16 protein-coding genes are annotated in these 20,116 nt (G+C 42.3%); 8 read left to right on the forward strand and 8 right to left on the reverse strand.

Features of this window, described 5'->3' with window-relative positions:
- The first annotated feature begins 77 nt into the window (after positions 1–77).
- On the forward strand, positions 78–1,241 hold the full coding sequence (locus tag L1D23_RS02725) for a GGDEF domain-containing protein (RefSeq protein ID WP_239864075.1): 1,164 nt from the start codon (positions 78–80) through the stop codon (positions 1,239–1,241).
- Here L1D23_RS02725 and L1D23_RS02730 read toward each other — a convergent pair.
- From L1D23_RS02730 to pdhA, 3 genes are read right to left on the reverse strand one after another with little or no spacing between them, the layout of a single operon-like run.
- On the reverse strand, positions 1,234–2,370 hold the full coding sequence (locus tag L1D23_RS02730; protein ID WP_239864076.1) for a dihydrolipoamide acetyltransferase family protein: 1,137 nt from the start codon (positions 2,368–2,370) through the stop codon (positions 1,234–1,236). The genes L1D23_RS02725 and L1D23_RS02730 overlap by 8 nt on opposite strands.
- Complete coding sequence (locus L1D23_RS02735; RefSeq protein WP_239836331.1) at positions 2,367–3,350, reverse strand: alpha-ketoacid dehydrogenase subunit beta; 984 nt, start codon at positions 3,348–3,350, stop codon at positions 2,367–2,369. The genes L1D23_RS02730 and L1D23_RS02735 overlap by 4 nt, the downstream gene beginning before the upstream one ends.
- A complete protein-coding gene (gene pdhA / locus L1D23_RS02740; RefSeq protein WP_239864077.1) occupies positions 3,343–4,437 on the reverse strand; it encodes a pyruvate dehydrogenase (acetyl-transferring) E1 component subunit alpha in 1,095 nt (364 codons plus the stop codon). Before pdhA ends, L1D23_RS02735 begins: the two co-directional genes overlap by 8 nt.
- A gap of 787 nt (positions 4,438–5,224) precedes the next feature.
- Between pdhA and L1D23_RS02745 the strand changes: the two genes are divergently transcribed.
- Positions 5,225–7,537, forward strand: a complete 2,313-nt coding sequence (locus L1D23_RS02745; RefSeq protein ID WP_239864078.1) for a methyl-accepting chemotaxis protein — start codon at positions 5,225–5,227, stop codon at positions 7,535–7,537.
- Positions 7,538–7,643: 106 nt separating this feature from the next.
- Here L1D23_RS02745 and L1D23_RS02750 read toward each other — a convergent pair whose 3' ends face one another.
- Positions 7,644–9,773 carry a TonB-dependent hemoglobin/transferrin/lactoferrin family receptor gene (locus L1D23_RS02750; protein ID WP_239864079.1) on the reverse strand — a complete coding sequence of 710 codons (2,130 nt, stop codon included), beginning with the start codon at positions 9,771–9,773 and terminating at the stop codon, positions 7,644–7,646.
- Positions 9,774–10,030: 257 nt separating this feature from the next.
- Between L1D23_RS02750 and L1D23_RS02755 the strand changes: the two genes are divergently transcribed.
- The gene (locus tag L1D23_RS02755) at positions 10,031–10,921 is read left to right on the forward strand and encodes a LysR family transcriptional regulator (RefSeq protein ID WP_239836335.1); all 891 of its coding nucleotides are present in this window, start codon (positions 10,031–10,033) and stop codon (positions 10,919–10,921) included.
- Between the two features lie 18 nt (positions 10,922–10,939).
- On the opposite strand, the gene L1D23_RS02760 is transcribed toward L1D23_RS02755, so the two are convergent.
- Complete coding sequence (locus L1D23_RS02760; RefSeq protein ID WP_239864080.1) at positions 10,940–13,621, reverse strand: bifunctional acetate--CoA ligase family protein/GNAT family N-acetyltransferase; 2,682 nt, start codon at positions 13,619–13,621, stop codon at positions 10,940–10,942.
- Between the two features lie 219 nt (positions 13,622–13,840).
- On the opposite strand from L1D23_RS02760, the gene L1D23_RS02765 reads away from it, so the two are divergent.
- Together L1D23_RS02765 and L1D23_RS02770 are read left to right on the forward strand one after the other, a co-directional pair.
- Positions 13,841–14,410 (forward strand): SPOR domain-containing protein, encoded by a 570-nt coding sequence (locus L1D23_RS02765; protein ID WP_239864081.1) that lies wholly within the window; start codon positions 13,841–13,843, stop codon positions 14,408–14,410.
- A 158-nt stretch (positions 14,411–14,568) separates the two neighbouring features.
- Positions 14,569–15,558 (forward strand): D-alanine--D-alanine ligase, encoded by a 990-nt coding sequence (locus tag L1D23_RS02770; protein ID WP_239864083.1) that lies wholly within the window; start codon positions 14,569–14,571, stop codon positions 15,556–15,558.
- On the opposite strand, the gene L1D23_RS02775 is transcribed toward L1D23_RS02770, so the two are convergent.
- Positions 15,555–16,511 (reverse strand): tyrosine-type recombinase/integrase, encoded by a 957-nt coding sequence (locus L1D23_RS02775; protein WP_239864085.1) that lies wholly within the window; start codon positions 16,509–16,511, stop codon positions 15,555–15,557. The genes L1D23_RS02770 and L1D23_RS02775 overlap by 4 nt on opposite strands.
- Before the next feature lie 98 nt (positions 16,512–16,609).
- On the opposite strand from L1D23_RS02775, the gene L1D23_RS02780 reads away from it, so the two are divergent.
- The 3 genes from L1D23_RS02780 (at position 16,610) to L1D23_RS02790 (ending at position 18,134) form a co-directional block, all read left to right on the forward strand.
- Complete coding sequence (locus tag L1D23_RS02780) at positions 16,610–16,981, forward strand: DUF3319 domain-containing protein (protein WP_239836340.1); 372 nt, start codon at positions 16,610–16,612, stop codon at positions 16,979–16,981.
- Positions 16,982–16,986: 5 nt separating this feature from the next.
- Positions 16,987–17,298 carry a stress response translation initiation inhibitor YciH gene (yciH, locus tag L1D23_RS02785; RefSeq protein WP_239864086.1) on the forward strand — a complete coding sequence of 104 codons (312 nt, stop codon included), beginning with the start codon at positions 16,987–16,989 and terminating at the stop codon, positions 17,296–17,298.
- Between the two features lie 299 nt (positions 17,299–17,597).
- Positions 17,598–18,134 carry a hypothetical protein gene (locus L1D23_RS02790; protein ID WP_239864087.1) on the forward strand — a complete coding sequence of 179 codons (537 nt, stop codon included), beginning with the start codon at positions 17,598–17,600 and terminating at the stop codon, positions 18,132–18,134.
- A 496-nt stretch (positions 18,135–18,630) separates the two neighbouring features.
- Here L1D23_RS02790 and L1D23_RS02795 read toward each other — a convergent pair whose 3' ends face one another.
- Both L1D23_RS02795 and L1D23_RS02800 read right to left on the reverse strand, forming a co-directional pair.
- A complete protein-coding gene (locus L1D23_RS02795) occupies positions 18,631–18,780 on the reverse strand; it encodes a YoaH family protein (protein WP_239838959.1) in 150 nt (49 codons plus the stop codon).
- A 63-nt stretch (positions 18,781–18,843) separates the two neighbouring features.
- Complete coding sequence (locus tag L1D23_RS02800; protein ID WP_239838958.1) at positions 18,844–20,058, reverse strand: conjugal transfer protein TraF; 1,215 nt, start codon at positions 20,056–20,058, stop codon at positions 18,844–18,846.
- Positions 20,059–20,116 lie beyond the last annotated feature (58 nt).

Consider the following 20,116-nt stretch of genomic DNA (forward strand, 5'->3'; position numbering starts at 1 on the left):
AAATTAGCGGGGTTTTATGTGTAAGCGAGCAATAATTCTCCTAAACTCAATCTATTGGTGTTTAGTGAGGGGATTCGATGAGCATACACTTAGATATAGCCACACTGTCTATTATCTGTGTTTTGTTGGCTTTATGTTATTGCATTGGATTGTTGTTGATTCAGCAACTTCAACCTACCGTTAGAGGTATTAGCACAATAGCTTTTGCGCTGCTTTTACTCTCCGTGAGCTTCCTTCTCCTTAGCTTTGGTAATCAAATCACTCATTGGATCTCTAAGATACTCGCCAACTCTTTAATGGCGTTTAGTTACATCATTTTACTTTGGGGAGTTTGTCAATTCAGAGGCTTCCCGAGAAAAACTGCCAACATAGGTTTTTATACTTTTCCAGTATTGATAGTCGGGTTAACCTATTTTACGTTCTTTATGCCTTCGACCAATGCACGTGTCATTCTTATGAGCACGTATGTATCAAGTTTATGCTTCATTACTATTATTGCTAATCAAAAAGGCAAAAATGCCGACATGACACCCTCTAAGTATCTGCTTTCAATAGGATTAGCAACACAGGGCATCTATAATTTATTCCGTTTTATCTGGACGTTGTTTGAACAAAGAATTGATGACTTCATGATTTCTGGAACCGCTCATCAACTGGCGTTTGTTAGTACATTACTCATGATCATATTCATCGGTTTTTCAGTGACATGGATGCTAACAGGGCGACTTGTTGCGACTATCTATGATACTTCCATCAAAGATGAATTGACCCAGCTTTATAACCGTCGTGCTTTGGAAGAGCTACTTCCTAGGGAAGTAGCTCGTTCGAGCCGGCACAGGCAACCTCTATCTTTGTTACTTCTTGATATCGATCACTTTAAAAAAATCAACGACACGTATGGGCATCAAGCTGGGGACCGAGTGCTAAGGACTATGGGTAAGCTTCTGATACTGCAAACCCGTAAAGACGATTTAAGCTTTCGCTATGGTGGGGAAGAATTTTTAGTCTTATTACCAAATACTGATACTGAAAATGCGGTCATTGTAGCCGAAAAGCTGAGAGAGGCGATTAAGAAAGCAAAAATGTTACCGAGTAATGTCGATTTTTGTACCGCAAGCTTTGGCGTGACTCAGTTTAACGGAAGTGATGATTGGCAAAGCGCCATAGAGCGCGCAGATCAGGCACTCTATAGCGCGAAGGAAAATGGCCGCAACCAAGTCGCGGCTAAAAAGGCTAGTTAAGCTTCATTTCCAAGTGCTCAACTAATAGTTTGGTAAAGCGAGCGGCTTCGCCTCCGGTGCACGCTCTATGGTCAAAAGTGACTGAGAGTGGCATCGCTTTGACTGCGACCGCTTCATTATTTCGCATTACGACTTTTTCAATAATACGCCCCGCACCGACGATCGCCACCTGAGGAGGGGAGACAACGGGAGTGGCATAAATCCCTGCAATGGCACCAAAATTAGACAATGTGATAGTGGCATGTTGCAACTGCTCACGGCCAATTTTCCGGTCACGGATGCCTGTCACCGTTTCATTTAACCACGAGCGTATATCTTCCGTTTTCACCTCGTTAGCGTTACGCAGAACGGGGACGTATAAACCATGGCTGCTGTCCACTGCAATACCAATATTCACAGAGCTATGTACGCATCGAGTCATTGTTTCAGCGTCAAACCAAGCATTAAGTGCCGGCTCTTTCTCACAAGCATGCACAATGGCTTGGATCAGCCGACTCGAGATATCTTCCCCTTTTTTCCAATTTTCTAACAAGGCCTCCTCGGTGATCGTCACTGACGCTACATTGTGATGAGACTCAGCCATGGTGCCAGCCATGGTTCTACGAGCGCCTTTTAGTACTTCTGTTCCCGGTTGCTGTTTGCCGGCTTCTTCATAAATATCAGCGTCGGTAATTATACCGTCATGACCACTGCCTTTTACTCGAAGAAGATCCACCCCGAGTTTTTTCGCAAGTAAGCGCGCAGAAGGCATCGCTGTGATCGGGGAGCCTTCGCTGGTATTGTGTGAAGCACCGATCCAAAAATCGTCGACATCGACTTGATGAGTTTGGCTTGAGACATTGCCAACAACAGTTGCAGCATCTTTTTGTTTGGATTCTGCTTTCTTTGTCGTCCCTTCTTCTTCGATTTCTAACAGAAGGCTACCGATATTGATGACATCACCTTCCTCTCCATGTCGGCTGACAATTTTACCACTATAGGGCGCTGGTACTTCGACAACAGCTTTTGCTGTTTCGACTGTTAATATAATTTGGTCTACTTCGACCATATCACCGACGTTCACATGCCATTGCACAATCTCTGACTCTGCGAGCCCTTCACCAAGATCTGGCAATAAAAATGATCTCATTTCCATCCCTCCACGAGCTCTTTTGCTGCAATAACAATGTCTTCTTCCTGAATCATAAAGTAATCTTCATTTCGGTAGTAAGGCATAACCGTGTCCATACCTGTTACGCGTTTCGGTGGTGCCTTAAGAGTGCACATAGCATGTTCGGCCGCACGCGCAATGATCTCCGCACCGACACCACAGGTTTTACTGGCTTCGTGCACGACCAGTAAGCGTCCTGTCTTGTCGAGCGATTTCAAAATGGTATCCATATCGATAGGTTTGATGCTCGCGAGATCTATTACCTCAGCTTCAATACCTTGTTCTGACAGCCTTTGCGCTGCTTGTAATGACTCAACCACACAAGCGCCCCATGTGACTAGTGTGACGTCACGGCCTTTACGAAGGGTAAAGCAACTATCAAGCGGTAGAGCTTCGCCATTATCAATGACATTAGACTTAACTGTGCGGTAAATACGTTTAGGCTCAAAGAACATCACAGGATCATTACTGCGAATAGCCGCTAGCAGTAATCCATAAGCACGCTGGGGTGAGGATGGAATCACAACTCTGAACCCTGGAATGTGAGCAAACAGAGCTTCTATGCTCTCTGAATGATGCTCTGGTGCATGGATACCACCGCCAAAAGGTGCACGAAAAACCGCCGGGCAGGTTAGGCGGCCTCGTGTTCGATTACGCATTCGAGCAGCGTGACACATCAGGTGCTCCATGGCGGGAAACACAAACCCTTGGAACTGAAACTCTGCCACAGGTCTCAAGCCCTGCGTTGCCATACCGACACTCACACCACCGATCAAGGCTTCTGCAAGTGGGGTGTCAATGACTCGTTTTAGACCAAACTTTTCTTTTAGCCCAACAGTGGCACGGAATACACCACCATTGTCACCCACATCTTCACCTAAAACGACAACCTTAGAATCCTTGCTCATTTCATGATGCAAGGCGAGGTTTACTGCTTCAACGAGTGTAATCTCAGACATGTTTGCCTCCCTGCATTCGCATCGCTTTATTGATCAGTTCATCTCTCTGGTTATTCAGTTCTGTAACGGGGGATTCGTACAGATAGTCAAACGCAGATTCAGGAGCTTGAGGAGGGAGGTTAAGATAACGTTCAACCGCTTCTTCGACTTCTAGCTTTGCTTTAGAAAGTAAGGCTTGCTCTTCTTCTTCAGACCAGTGTCCGTAATTGAGGAGGTAATTTTTAAGGCGGAGAATGGGCTCGTATTGCCAAGCTTGGTTTAGTTCATCTTTGCTACGGTAGCGGCTGGCATCATCTGCGGTCGTATGATCACTGAGACGATAGCTGATTGCCTCAATAAGCGTTGCGCCTTTACCTTTTCTGGCTCTATCTAGAGCGGTAGAAACAGCGTCAAACATGGCAACGACATCATTGCCGTCCACGGTAATACCTGGTATTCCCGCCCCTTTAGCTTTCTCTGAGAGAAAATCAGCTGCGCACTGCAGAGCACGAGGGACGGAAATGGCCCATTGGTTATTGTTAACCACAAACACCAGTGGAATATTCCAAGCACCAGCACAGTTGATGGACTCAAGGAAGTCACCTTTAGAGGTTGCACCATCGCCACAGGTGACGAGTGCAGCATTATGGTCGCCTGCTATTTTTAACGCCGCCGCCACACCAACTGCATGAGTACATTGTGTGGCAATAGGAACACAGAATGGTAAGTCTTGGCACGATAGGTGACTACCCTCTGGGCAGAAGTCACTACCGCGTTCATCACCACCCCAGTATTGAAGATTCTTCTCCATACCGATACCGCGAACCCACATTGCAGGCATATCACGATAATAGGGGACGAAAACATCTTGTACTCGCAGTGCGTGGCCGATGGCAATACCAAAGGCTTCAGCTCCCAAGTGAGACGGGTAGGTTCCTAGCTTTCCGGTTCTTTGTAAGGCGACAGCTTTATTGTCGTAGGTGCGTGCGACAACCATGTCGCAATAGAACTTTTTCAGTGTCGCAGCATCAGCCCACTCAGGGAGTGGTTTAACTACTTGACCATGATGATCGATAAATCGATTCATGGGTAAGGCCTGAACGTTCATCTCAAGCTCCTTGTTACGCTGCATTCTTTGGCAGCAATTGATTAACATCCTCCGGGCAAAACCAACTTTCGCGTACTGAACTCTGTTATAGCCTGAAATACTATTCTAGAGAATTAGCCATATGCATTCTTTCACACTGCTATATAAACTTAATCCAGTGATGAATCTTGGTTATGCCAGTTAACCTAAGTGTAACCAAAATGTTAAATTGCGCCTGATTTGGGGCGTTACCTCGGAGTAAACTAATTCTTACAAACGTTAAAAAACAGATGAAAGTGCTGGTTTTTTTGAGTGGAAATATCGAAATCTGAAAAGATTCACTATCGATTTGGAGAATTTTACAAGAATATTATCCGGATTTTTTTGCAAAATTTGTCTGAAAACTTCTTTTTGATACTCACAACAGAGCCAAACTCGTTACTAAATGAATAACTCTACGATGTCATTGATTCGCACACGACATACTGGTTTATTAAATGGCGCTATTACAGGCAGATATAAGTTGATCGAGAATTATTTTTTGATGAATTTAACAGGTTAGACCAGTTTGCAATTACTACTTAATGAGTAGGGTGGATTGGCCTTTTTTGATTTTATTTCAAATGGTTACGTATTTTTTAGCCTCAGGGTTTAATTTTCCACACAACAATAAAGCCAACCCAGATCGAAAAAATCGACTTTTATGATTACACTTATATCACTAAATGCATATAAATCGCACGTCAGCTGGCAAGACTCTTCTGAATAAACAGAGGCGGAGATGGAGTTTCCGCAAAGAGGTTCGGTTATGAAGATTGCCACTAAAATAGTTTTGGCTTCAACCTTATTATGTAGTTTTGCCGTTGTTGCAACAGGGATTTTTGTAGGGTGGAGAGCGTCTGTACTCTCAGAACAAGCACTGTTTCAACGTGCCGTTAGTCAGCTTACTTCCATTCGAGAAAACAAAAGAAGTGAAATAGAAAATTACTTCCAACACATACGTGGGCAAATGTTGACCACAGCCAATTCCATTGGTGTCAGGGATGCGATGGTGGCGTTTAAAGACACATTTGAGCGTTATCCTGTTGAATCTGTTAGTGCCAGTGATTTATCTCGCCTTAGCAATTATTACACATCGAGTTTTGGCACAACCTATCGAACGGCGAATGGCGGAAACTCTGCAAATGAAATGCAGAAGTTGAATAGATTGTCACCGAGAGCAAAAGCACTTCAAGCTCGTTACATAGGTGTCAACCCAAATCCACTAGGCGAAAAGCATCAAATGATGGCAGACTCACTGGGTACGGAATACGATGAAGTGCATCGTAAGTACCACCCAAGCATCAAAGGCTTTTTAGAAGAGTTTGGTTATTACGACATTTTCTTAGTTGATCCTAGCGGCAACGTTATTTATTCGGTGTTCAAAGAACTTGATTATGCGACAAATCTTAACTCTGGCCCTTATGCAGGCAGCGGTATCGCCAGAGCGTTCAAAGGGGCGCTAAATTTGGGGTCTTCTCAATATCACCTTGAGGACTTTGCGCCATACTTTCCTTCATATGAAGCGGCAGCCTCCTTTATTGCCACTCCCGTCAGAGTGGATAATCAAACTATTGGTGTACTGATCTTCCAGATGCCCGTCGATAAGATTAACGGCATTATGACCTTTGAGGAAAACTGGAGTTATGCCGGACTCGGTAATTCAGGAGAGACCTATCTTGTGGGGCCCGATCATTTGTTAAGAAGTGAATCTCGCTTTCTTATCGAAGACCCTGACCAATATATTAAGGAGCTAGAAAGCTCAGGTGTGTCTAGCTCGATAATTGATCAAATACAAGGTAAGTCTTCAGCGATTGGTCGTCAGATGGTGGACACGGATAGCGTTAAAGCAGCATTCCGAGGGCAAAGTGGTTCTAATGTGATTAATGATTATCGTGGTATAGAAGTTTTGTCGGTGTATTCTCCTCTAGATGCTGCGGGATTGCAGTGGGCTATTGTGACTGAAATAGATAAGGCAGAAGCGTTAGCGGATTTGGATGCACTTGTTCAATCCAAATTTACGACTGTGATGACCAGTATTGTCGTAGGTGTAATAGCGGCCGTATTAGTTTCGTACTTCCTTGGTAACAGTATTGCGAGACCTATACGCATTGCGAGTGAGAAAATACAAAAAATCAGTCGTGACAATGATTTGACAGAACGGCTCGAGGAAGGTGGTAAAGATGAAATGGCTGAGCTGGCGATGTCCCTCAACTCTCTCTTTACTCACTTACAGGATATTATTCGTAAATTTGCTGAGGCGACCGAAAACCTCAATAGTAATACTCAAAGTATGACAGGGAATATGAACAGTACTCGAGCAGCCGTTCAGGATCAGAATCACAGAACGGAATCGGTAGCGACCGCGGTAAACGAAATGAGTGCTTCAATTGCTGAGGTGGCACAGTTTGCGAGTCGAGCGGCTGAGTTTGTTAAGAATGCGAACGATACAGGCAGTGAAGGGGTAACTGTCGGACGTAATTTGGGCTCAGAAATCTCACGTTTAAACGAAGAAATGCAGACCGCTGTCGAGGCTATTGGTCGTTTACATCATGAAAGTAACTCCATTGCTGAAGTATTGGATGTCATACAAGGTATTGCAGAGCAAACAAATTTACTTGCTCTAAATGCTGCTATTGAAGCGGCAAGGGCGGGGGAACAAGGCCGAGGTTTTGCTGTAGTTGCGGATGAAGTCCGCTCCCTAGCTGGGCGTACTCAATCATCAACAGAAGAAATACGTGAGAAGATTGAATCCTTGCAACGTGAAACTAATGATGTGTCGAAGAGTATAGAAAACGCTAATAGTACGGTTTCACAAGGAGTAGATACGTGTGACCAAAACGCAGTCATGCTGGAACAGATCGTGACCATGCTGAACGATCTTAATGAAATGAATGTGCAAATTGCGGCAGCAACCGAAGAGCAGAGAGCGGTGACTGATGAGATCAGTGGCAGTATTACCTCTATTGCAGATGCATCTTCAGCGGTATCGAGCCAAGTTAGTGATGTGGATAATGTTCTTCAGGGCTTGTCTTCACAGGCTGAGCAGTTAAATGCGGAAGTTTCCCAGTTCAAATATTAGCTAGCCATAAGTAAAGCCATCGCTATTACCTCTGTTAAAGCAGAGTCTCCAGCGATGGCTTTTGGGAGTTTAAACTAAGTTCTTAATGACTTAGTAAAGGCAGGTTTTAAAATTCGTACTTAGCAGTAATGGCCCAGTTACGACCTGCTTGAGTGTCATCAGCATACAGCGCGCCTTCGCCTCTCACATCGCTCCATTTCCAGTACTTTCTATCTGCTACATTGAAAAGGCCGGCTCTCAATGTGAGGTCTTGCATTGGGCGATAATACGCTGTTAGATCGATAATGGCTGCACTTGGTGTTCCCACTTCATCAGGTGTTCTCGTACTATCATCAGGGTCAATGTTAATGTCCGATAGTTTTTTCTCAGCGTAGTAGTTCATTGCAATACTGGTACCCCATGTTTGGCTAGGTGCATCGTAATCCAATGACGCGACAGCATTCCACGGGTTTACTGAATTAAGTGGCTTGTTCTCACCATCTTCACCTTCAGTGTAGCTAGCGGCAAAGTTAGTAGATATACCCTTAGGTAGCTCGAACACTTCACTGATAGCAATACGGCTTGAGAATTCAATACCTTTAATCGTCGCTTTACCAACATTTTGATGTTGATATTCAGATGAGCCTGAACCAATATCGACAACATCAATGAAGTTTTTGTAGTCGCTATAGAAGACGGCGATTTCTGAACGAGAGAAGTCATTCGTATAACGATAACCGGTTTCGTACGTGATACTTTCTTCAGCTTCCAAATTTGGGTTAGGTACGTTTGTGTAGCTATGTCCAGGCATCGAGTAGTATAACTCTTCAAACGTTGGGGCTCTGTGACCTTGGCTTATTTGAGCAAACACCTTAGATGTATCATCTAAAGAATACACAGTGCCGAGACGTGCAGTAAGCGCTGAACTTGTGTTCGTTTCATAAGTTTGTCCTGAAGGTATACCTTCAGTGGAGCTATCAGGCTTAGTTTCAAATCTATCCCAACGTAGACCTGGAGTTACAATTAACTTATCTTCAAGGAATGAAATCTGATCTTGAACGAACAATCCAATTCTGGTTTCGGTTGCATCAGGTTGATAAAAGTATATCGATGTTTGGTCATTGTTAGAGCGATCAATGATTTTGTTGTAGTTGGTAATGTCCTTATTGGTATAAGCCAGACCGTACGTAAAAAAGTGCTCAGAAGATTCAAGTGATAGGTATTTGTTTACCTGCAAGTCTGCTTGAATACCTTTATCTTCATAAGAATAATCTTTTATTTCATTTACAACACTACCAAAAGAAGTTCCAACACGGTCAGTCACATTATTTTGTTCGTGAGATAGCCACGTAAGCTGCGATGTTACCGAGTCGGCAAGTTTCGTGCTGCCTTCCCAAATATGTTTGAGGCTTATGCGTGAACGTTCGGTAGTATCGTCACTGTTGAAAGTAGGGAATGACGAATGTTGGATATCACCTTTACTATTCTCGTTAATGAACTCACCAGTAAACTCTATTCTGTTTGCGGTATCTATTTGATACTGAACCTTAGCCAAAACATTGTCAGCTTTAGAGTCTAAGTCTTTTGGTGAGTAATCCTGATAGTCGCCATTAGCAAAATTGTCTGTCAAGCCTGCATCGTTTCGAGTATATGCAACGAGTGTTTCTAGATCACCACTGCGATTAGCCAGAACCACATTTTCAGTGAAAGAATCATTACGAGAAGCAAAGCCTAATTTTGCTTGCCCTCCAAACCCATCTCCTTCACCAAGGAAATCACTTGGGTCTTTAGTTTGGAACGCAACAATACCGCCAATACCATCAGAGCCATATAAGCTTGAAGCTGACCCTTTAACCACCTCAACCGCCTTAATCATGTCTGTATCTAAGGCAATTCGACCGGAAGAGATGAATGTGTAGGATTGGTCATACATATAGGGTTGTGCGACACCATCAACCAAGATATTAATACGGTTACCTTCCATACCTCGGATGTTAATTTGTTGGATTCCCATTCGTCCATCTGAAATGACGTCTACACCCGGTGTATATTTCAGTACATCATCAATGTTAGATGCTAATGTTTTATCAATTTGATCATCTGTAACCACAGAGACTGAACCAGCAACATCTTCAAGTTGTTGTTCTGTGCGTGAAGCGGATACCACGACCTCGTCAAATAATGCATACTCTTCAGCGTGCGCGTTCGAGGCAAGAGCGAGTATAATTGAAGTTGATAATAATGATTTTTTATACATTGTTGTAATTACCTTTAGATCCACAATGAGGCTTATGTTTGGGACGGACAGAACTCTATAGGATCTAAATGATAATTACTATCGTTCGTATTATTTATTCGTGTTTCTTATTTTACCGATCTTCGTGTTAATTAATTAAAAGTCTTTTTAATACAGTCGGATAAACATTTTATTTACAATTGTAAAGATTTATTTAGTACGCTGGAAATGTGATTATTTTCGCTAATCATTAATTTATATTAATAGGAATAACAGCATTGCAAAGTCCAATTACTCTAGAAGCCATGCATATTCTCGATGCGATAGATCGCAGAGGAAGCTTCGCAGCAGCAGCGAATGAGCTCGATAGAGCACCTTCATCGCTGAGTTATCAGATACAGAAACTTGAACAAGATCTAGACATCATGATCTTTGACCGCTCAGGGCACAAAGCGAGTTTCACCAGTGCCGGTAAGCTCATTCTTGAAAGAGGGCGAGCCATTTTAGCCGCGACTGAAAAACTGGTTAATGATGCCAGTGTGCTTGCTAATGGCTGGGAGTTAGATATCACACTCGCTTTTGATGGGGTGATTCCGGTACAGCACTTTTTCCCTATGGTAGAGGCTTTAAGCAATGTCAGTTCAACACGTATTCGGCTACAAGAAGAGATTCTTGCCGGTTGTTGGGAGTCACTTGATGAAAGTCGATCTGATCTGTTGGTCTGCCCAAAACCAGAAACGTTACCACTTGATGTGAAAGCGGAATCGATTGGTTCATTGAAAATGATTTGGGTCGCAGCACCGAATCATTATGTCCATAAACGGAACGGCCCATTCGATGAAGCAGCAAGAGCTAAGTATCGAGTCATCGCAATTGCTGATACCGCACGAGAACAACCAGCTATAAGCGTTAACATCCTTCAAAGACAACCAAGGCTAACCGTGAGCAATCTACCGGCCAAAGTTAAAGCTCTGCAATCCGGCTTAGGAATCGGAACCCTGCCGCAATCGGTGGCAAAGCCTTTAATAGATGATGGAACGCTAGCTAAGATCTCAGATACGGAAACGTTTGATATAGACATCATACTTGCTTGGAAAAGAAACCAAATGGGTGAAGCAAAATCATGGTGTATTAAGTATCTTAAGAAAAATTGGATGCTTAAAGAGTGATCCAAGCTCGTTGCTGGCTTACTGAAGCGGGAGCACCATGTCAGCGACGCCATCTTCAAACTGAACATCAAGTTTGAACCCGAGTTTCTGTGCCAACATCAACATTCCCCTGTTAGTTGGCATGGTCATACCCGACATTTGCTGAGTTCCTTTGTGGCGACAGTAGTCTATGATTTTGTTCATCAAAATCTTACCTAGCCCTTTTCCTTTGAGGTCAGATCGAATCAAAATCGCAAACTCAGCATCTGTATTTTCAGGGTTTATCAATGCACGAGAGACACCGATGATTTTCGGTTGCGAATCATAGTCAGCTACGGCAACAAACGCCATTTCTCGGTCGTAATCAATTTGCGTCAAGTTAGCTAGAGCCTCGTGGTTAAACTCTCCTACATCACTAAAAAAACGCTTGTACAGATCTTCTTTAGATACATTACGAATAAAATCTGCATGGCCAGGTTCGTCTTCAGGAAGGATAGGGCGTAATAGGATGACTTCACCATCTCTTAACTCAATTTTTTCTTCATACTCAACTGGGTATGGGCGAATAGCTAACCGTTTTTGAGCATCACCTTGATATTGTTTGAGGATTAAATCTGCATCGAGAATGGTAAAGCTATCTCCAACTGCAAGGACTGGATGGATATCCAGCTCGTGAACTTGAGGGCAATCCACGACCATTTGTGATATCCGAACTAGAAGTTCAGACAGCCCTTGGATATTCATTGGTATGGGTAGCTTTTGCAAGCGAATTTTACCGCTCTTTATTGCCCTGACGATCAAATAGCGAGCCAGTGTCATGTTGAGCGGTGGGAGCGCAGACGCCGCATCGATAGACTCATCCCACTCTGAACCGCCTTGCCCAATTAAAATCACAGGGCCAAATGTCTCATCGGTTTTGACTTTGATACGTATCTCTTCGCCACCTGCAAGTTTTGCCATGCCTTGAACCAAAAGGCCATGCACATGAGCAGAAGGATAGGAAAGCTTCGTTCTGTCGAGAATCGCTTGTGAAGCACTGGCGACTTCATGACTATTACGTAAGTTGAGCATAACCCCTTGTACATCAGACTTATGGGCAATATCTGGAGATCGGAGTTTTACCGCGACAGGGTAACCAATTTGTTCGGCAACGTGAACCGCTTCACTGGCATCAGAAGCAATCCAAGTGGGTAAGACATTAAAATCAAAGTGCTTAAGAAATTGCCCAATTTGGTGAGTATCTAGTGATACTGTTTCTTTATCCAGTAATTTGCTGTTTATCCATTTCTTGGCTTCATTTAACTCTCTAATATGCACTGGTTCTGCAGTGGTTGGTGTCTCCATCAATTGTTTTTGATTTCTCCTATACTCAACCAAGTGCATGAATGCAACAACGGCACTTTCGGGCGTTCGGTAGGTTGGAATTCCTGCTTGAGTAAATATTTGACGGGCAGGCCGCGCCGTAAGTTCACCGGACCAGTTAGTGAGTATATTAAATCGTTTATGCCTAGGGTGCGCTTTAATTGCTTCCACGATAGCCATCGCCGTTTTCTCGGAGTGGGCGATAGCAGAAGGGCTATGCATAATCAGAATGGCATCAGCACAGTCGCTATCCATTAAAATATTGAGTGTATCAATATAACGCTGAGGTCCTGCATCACCCACTAAATCAATCGGGTTATTGTAACTCCAACTGGAAGGTAATACGTCACTGAGCTGTTCTATCACTTCGTCTGGAAGAGCAGCTAGTTTCCCGCCACGGACTAGCAGGGTATCAACGGCCATGATTGCGGGACCGCCACCATTAGTGATAATGGCAAGGCGTTCACCACGAAGTGGGACTGAATGAGTCAGTGTTTCTACTGCAGCAAATAGCTCATGTGAGTTGTTTACCCTTAACATACCGGTACGGCGAATTGCTGAGTCATAAATAATATCGAGGGTATTGTCTCCACCAGTGTGGGCTTGAGCGGCTAACCGACCTGCTGACGTTTTACCTCCTTTCAATACCAAAATTCGACGATTTCGAGATGCCGCGCGAGCTGCAGACATAAATCGCCTTGCGTCTTTTATGGTATCGACGTAAAGCAGTATAGCTTCCGTATGAGCATCAGTACTTAGGTGATCGAGCAAATCTGCAAAGTCTATATCGAGGGCATTACCAAGAGAGATAAAAGCAGAAAAGCCAATGTTTTTGTCATTTGCCCAATCGAGTATTGTGGTGCACATCGCTGCTGATTGAGAGATAAAAGCAATTTTCCCTTGCTGCGCAGTGACCGGCGAAAATGATGCGTTAAAATTGATCCAAGGTAGGATCATACCAAGGCTATTAGGACCTAATACTCGCATATTGGACTGTTGAGCGACCGTAAGACAGGCTTCCTGAATACTACAACCATCGTCAGTAGCCAAATGCATATCTGCAGAGAGAACAATAACCGTTTTTACTTTTTTCTCGGCAAGCTGCCTGAAGAGTTCTAAATTCCGGCTCGCGTTTGTACATAAAATAGCGACATCTGGTGTAATGGGAAGTGAATCTATATCTTTATAAGCAAGAACACCACACACTGAGCTATAACGTGGAGTGACGGGCATAATTGCACCTTCGAACCCGCCTTGAAGAAGATTCTTCATAACGATATTGCCTGCTCGCATCGCTCTGGTCGAAGCTCCAACAACAGCGACTGACTTTGGTTTAAGTAAGTGGCTCAGACTATTCATTTATGCACTCCGACATTCAGCGTTTAAGCTAATATTAACCAAGCACTTAAACGAATTCAGAGATAATTAGGCGTTGTTTTAATCAGATCACCTGACGTGACTCCGACTTTGTGCCATGTGTCACAGTGTATTGATATATAATTAGAATGTTGGGTTGATTCTAATCCTATCTAACGGCATGATTTACAGTAATTTCTACAAAAGGCATTTGAAGAATTCATGAAAAAAATCGCAATAGTTGGCTTATCAGTGGTGCTTTCAGCGTGTGTATCGAGTGATTACGTAACTGACGTGTCCTCTGAAAGCTATCGTGAGGATTACAAAACAGCGGCAGTAGAGAAGCCGATTGTTTCAGAACAAGGCGTTACCAACGGCGTCACGGAAGAAGCGGTTAAGACTGTAAGGCCGATGGCTGAGAAGCAAATGACTAACATGCAACCTCAGAAGAAGGCTAAGCCAGCAGTCGCGATTATCCCACCAACTGCAAAACAAAAAGCGATGAACCCACGTTATGGTTTCACGATTCAGGTTGTTGCGGTTGGCAGCCAAACCAAAGTGGACCAGTTTGCACGTAAACTACCACGTGATGGCGAGCCAGTGTGGGAAAACTATAAAGTCGTCAACGGCACAAAGTGGTACACAGTCCTTTACGGAGACTACGCCACTCGCGCTGATGCGAAGAAAGCCATTTCAAAACTTCCTAGTGACCTTCAGGATATGAAACCTTTCGTTAAGAGTATTGATGCGATTAAGAACTCTGAGTTCCCAACGCTTAATAAGCTTAACTAATTTCATAAAAAGGGGCATCAGCCCCTTTTTTAATGGGTATTAATCCATCAAACAAACGGTCAGAACGGTCATAATTCGGTTAAATCAATGAATCCTTGCCGAGTTTTTATTATGATTAACTCTACTAATCCCTCTGTTATTTCACGGAAAGATCCTTAATGGCGAATACAACAATTTTACTACTTTGTGGTGGCGGTTCGGCTGAGCATGAAGTGTCGCTCATTTCAGCAGATTTCGTACAATCCCAACTTGAGTTAACACCTGAATTTGAGGTGATTCGAGTAGAAATGAAACCTGAAGGTTGGTATCAAGGGGAGCAACTGGTTTATCTCGATACAAACGCTGGAACTTTGAACTCTGAAGTAAATGCAACAAAATTGGATTTTGTTGTGCCATGCATTCATGGTTTTCCGGGGGAAACAGGTGATATCCAATCGATGCTTGAGCTTACAGGTATTCCTTATTTAGGCTGTGGCCCTGAAGCCAGTGCGAATAGCTTTAACAAGATCACGTCGAAACTTTGGTACGATGCACTTTCCATTCCAAATACGCCATATATCTTTTTGTCTGAGAACAATAAGTTAGCATATGATCAAAGCTTAGCGGCGTTCGAGCAGTGGGGTAGTGTATTCGTTAAAGCAGCAAGACAAGGTTCTTCTGTTGGCTGTTATAAAGTGACAGAAAAAGCTCAACTGCAAAGAGCAATCAATGATGCATTTGGATATTCAGATCAAGTCTTAGTAGAAAAAGCCGTCAAACCCCGCGAATTAGAAGTTGCAGCGTATGAATACCAAGGTCAATTGTATGTGACTCCCCCGGGAGAAATTAAAGCGCCGGAAGACACATTCTATTCATACGAAGAGAAATACAGTGCAGATAGTCATTCAACAACAGATGTTGAAGCGACGGATCTGACTGACGATCAACGACTCATTATCCAACAGGCTTCTGAAAAAGTGTTTAGACAGATGAAACTTCGTCATTTGTCTCGTATCGATTTTTTCCTTACTCCGGATGGTGATGTGTATTTGAATGAGGTCAATACTTTTCCCGGTATGACACCGATTTCGATGTTTCCTAAAATGGTCGAGCACAGTGGCTTAAAATTCTCCGAGTTCCTTGCAGATTGTGTAAGACGCTCACTTTAGTCCCACGGTTTAAAACGTTTAAATATCATCATTTCTGCTTCTGCGGTGACCTTATTTCCCAAGTATTGATAAGGCATCGCAGGGCTTAACCATCGACCATAGTGTTGAATATCCACCGTCTTTATCCCTTTGCGTGACATTTCCTTCACGGCTCCAACTCTCAATGACTGACCTGAGAATTTGACGTTTAATTTTAGCTTGTCACTTGCTGATCTCAAAATTCTATAAATAGAAGAATCATTCAATTGGTCAGTACTAATATTTCCATGTTTATCAATGGCACTAAACAAAAATGTATTCTGTATAGGTAGCGTCTTCAACCACTTTGATAAATATTTGTAAGCATTATCTGTAAGTGTGTAGGTTGAGTCTCCAATAAAAACAAGACAATCATTCGTTCCTAGTTTAATGTTGTTTCGAGTTAATTGTTTCAGCTCTGAACGCTTTAGCATGCACTCAAACATTAAGTGATAAATCGCTAGGTCACGTACTACCTTGATTGAAGGTTTCTTGTCGAGCTTTTCTGTCAGCTGTTCAAGGTGCTGCCGTTCAAAAGGGATTGCAGGGCTTGCATCACCGGATTTCTCGATTCTTAACTGAGATAATGATTGCTGAACATTAGAATGACTTGTTGGGTCACTCATTGCTAGCGTTTTATGAATAAGTGAAATAGTTACAATGTAACGCCTAAGGGTTGAGTATTTTCTTTGAGCAGACTCTCTTTCCAAAAAAAGACGTACAGCCGCCGTAGAAGCGGGAAGAGTATTAACCGATTTCCTCTTGCAATAATCAGAAAATAAATTCCAGTCTTTTGTTAATGCTAACAGAGAGTTATGTGCGTATTGACCATCTGTGAGTGAATTCATCATGTCTATGCTCACAGATTGAGTAAAGAGTTGAATGAATCGATTTCTTGTATCTAAATCTGTGATTACCCTAATATTTTTCTTCATTCAAGCGCACTATAACAGAATTATCCTTACCCAATATACTTGATTAAGGGCGATATACAATTATTATTAATTTAACTTATTACTAAAATAAAGTGACTATGGCTGCTGCGACATATAGAGGTTTTACCCTCAAAACTGCTGGAAGTTCTACTGACATATGGCAAGTTCAGATCAAAAATCATGTTTTGTCTGGAAGCATGCCAGCAGTAAAAAAGAGTATTGATTGGTTTTGCGATACTGCCACAATAATTGATCCCAAAGAGTTTGGTTCCTTGGGAAATAAAAAACAGGCAGAAGGTAATCCAGCACAAGAAAACTTTCATGGCTACACTATAAAAAACGATACTGGTGAGCCTAATGCTTGGTATTGTTTCTTTAACGGCAAGCTCATTAAGGGTGGGAAGCTTGCGATCCAGAAGCATATAGAGGCATACTTGATGGCTAAACAAAAAGCCGAACAGAAGAAGTAGTACTTATGAGTCTTGTTTATTCCACAGAAGTTGGTCGAATCAAACCTGAAGATGAAAAGGTTCAACGACCCAAAGGTGATGGTATTGTTCGTATCCAGCGACAAACCAAAGGGCGCAAAGGAAAAGGCGTGTGTATTGTATCTGGGTTAGATTTGGATGATGCACCACTTAAACTATTAGCCGCAGAACTGAAGAAAGTGTGTGGATGTGGAGGCTCTGTAAAAGATGGCAATATCGAAATTCAAGGTGATGCGAGAGAGAAAATAAAGGCTCACCTTGAAAAGAAAGGTCATACAGTTAAACTCGCTGGCGGTTAAGGACAACTAATAATGGTTTGTTAATCTCTGATTAAACAAACTGTTTATTAAGTATTTTATGGTAAATCTGATTATGTTTAATTTGAGAAATACCATATAACAGAAGAGAGCGCTTAAACAGGCGCTTTCTATTTTTATATTTAATTTAACATAACACATATAATGCGCACTAAGGTTGTAGGCGCAATTTACTAATGTCCAGTTTGAGCGATTAAAAAATCCGCCTCCACATCTGGTACTTATCATACAGCTCATGCGAAAATGCTATGTGTTCATGTAAAGCTGAAACTGATTAATCAATGAAAGTACTTGCTCTCTCTCTTTCTTTTCTTCTTTTATCTGGCTGTTCTACCACCATTATGGAGGATTTATCATTTATTGAGAACGTTGAGTATGAGCATGTTATTGGCGTACCAAGTACTAACAAAAAGAATGTGATGTTTACCTATAGTCGCGAAGGCAAGAAAGATCGAACTGTGGTTTTAAATATCGATTTTGAACCAGTCGTAATGCGCTTTAAGCTTTGTGAAAACAATGGCCAATATGATAGTTTGAGTGATGCTGATATCAGTGTAATTTCAAAGCTCACCATTAACTGTGACTCGTGGGTTGCAATCCATCCACTCGAAAATGATAAATATCTTCTTTCCTACGAACTGAACCTGTTGTTAGGGTTTCAACCAAAGTATATCGACGGCAAGAAAGTTCTCGAGCCTATTATGAAGAAACTTGCCCAGTATAAGGCTGTTTATCGTCCTGACTCAGTCGCGTATCCATTAAAAAGATACTCTAATGATAAGTTAGTTGAATCTACGTTCGTTGATTTCAATTTATAGCGAGCGTTTGATGTCCGCCCCCACAATGTTTAGATATTAAATTATCTGCCTTTTATCTCGTATTTACCTCTTATGATCACAGCCAATAAGTGACACTGTATCTTTTTATAGTGAAGTCAAACTAGAGCTTCCTGTCATATTACAACTTATCATTTCTACGCTCAGAGATCGGACTCTAACATTTCTTTCTAATCCAAATATTCCAAAAGCTATCTGTGACACCATAACTCATAAGAACAAAATGCTATGGAATAGTGAGCGCTTACAGACAAAAGGTTACTCTTTGTAATTAAATTACAACAAGGGGGTGTGTCACTTTGTTGTGGAGATGAATATCTCATTCTAACTCATTGTATTTAAATAACTTAATGTGAAATTCTCATTGCTTAATCGCGTGATTCGTTTTGGTTTAAACATAATTTTCCACAGAAAATATGTTTGCAGTGTAAATAAAAAGAGAGCAGTTTCCTGCTCTCTCCTATATAAATAAACGGCTCTACTCTTTTGGCTTTGCTTGCTGTCTGATTTCCTCAGCGACAATTTTGATGGCTTCTGCTGTACTTATCCCCTGTGCCATTAGCTCTTGGATTTTTTCAACAGCTTTTTGTTGTTCATGGTGAGATAGAGGTGGGAAATCATCTAGCATAAAAAAGCTCCTATTTACTTAGGATCCGACTATATTATGATTTCTTTATTATCACCAGAACTTCTAATAACTTCCTAAGAAGTTGATATAGGCACCCATTGAGTTTTCGTTGGTGTAACTTGCACCGATATCCATTTGGAACAGGTTCAATGGTGATAGACCTATACCAGCAGTAATAGTATCGTCTAGATTGTCATAGGCGAGATTACGTCGCCACCCTGCCCTTAGCTTAAGTTGACGCATGATGTCGATTTCACCGCCGACTCTCAGATATTGAGTGTTATCATTAAAATTTGTGTAACGCTCATCTTCATTAATATCGTAATCGACACTTAATGTTGCGTAATCCGCGACTAGGCCAACACCAACAGTGTATTGAGGTTTCATTTGATAAGCGTATGAAGATGCAGGAATAGTTCTCGATTGGCTTCCATCTATGCTTGAAGTTAATGTCTGCTCCGGAAGCTCTTGCGTCATGATATCACGAGATACCAAGTTCATTGCCGAGACGCCAACACGTAATGGACCATGAAACCATAAGAAACCTGCATCCATGTTAAACATGGTCTCACCGGTTCCATTGTCACGCACGTCTTTAATATCGTAATTGTTTAGGTTTGCACTGTACACATAAGTGTAAACGCGCTGAATTTTTGGCGAAACACCGAATGAAATATGCTGACCAAGGAATGTTTGATACTTGGCAAGAGAGAGACCAACTTCTGTCACACCTATAGCGACAGCGTTAACCGCACTTAGCTCTGCGTTAACTGCGGTATCTAAGTCACTATTGCCGGTGTTGGCACCAGAGTATATATCTGTTTGTGCAAATGATTCCGCATAGGCCTTACCGAAAAGATTCGCCGCAATAAAACTATTTGGTATTGCGAAAGCGACTACCCCCCCAATTTCGAGCTTTGCAATATCATTTTCTAAACCATTGAGGGTAGTTTGAAGTCGAGCAGCATCTTCAGAAGTAATACTATTGCTACTGACAGCACTATTAATGATGTCAGCAGCTTGGTCTAATCCATCAACCATCTCGTGCTCATCATTATAGGCTAAACCAAATGAGGGGATGATCATACCAACATCGTCGTTGCGTCTATAGATTGCTGTGATGGCTGGGTTGTAGAAAGGTGCTGTTAAAAAGTTTGCAGAAACAACCCCGACTCCCCCCATTGCATCGCCTCGTGCTTCTACTGCATAGGTGGCTGCATAGGAACTTGTTGAAGCCAAAGCGATAGACAACGATAAGATTTTTATTGAATTTTTCATATCGATATAAACTTTCTATTTCCTTATGTTTATATCGTCCTATTGTGTCTTAACTTTA

It is taken from the genome of Vibrio sp. Isolate24 (assembly GCF_022398215.1).
Taxonomy (GTDB): Bacteria; Pseudomonadota; Gammaproteobacteria; order Enterobacterales; family Vibrionaceae; genus Vibrio; species Vibrio coralliilyticus_A.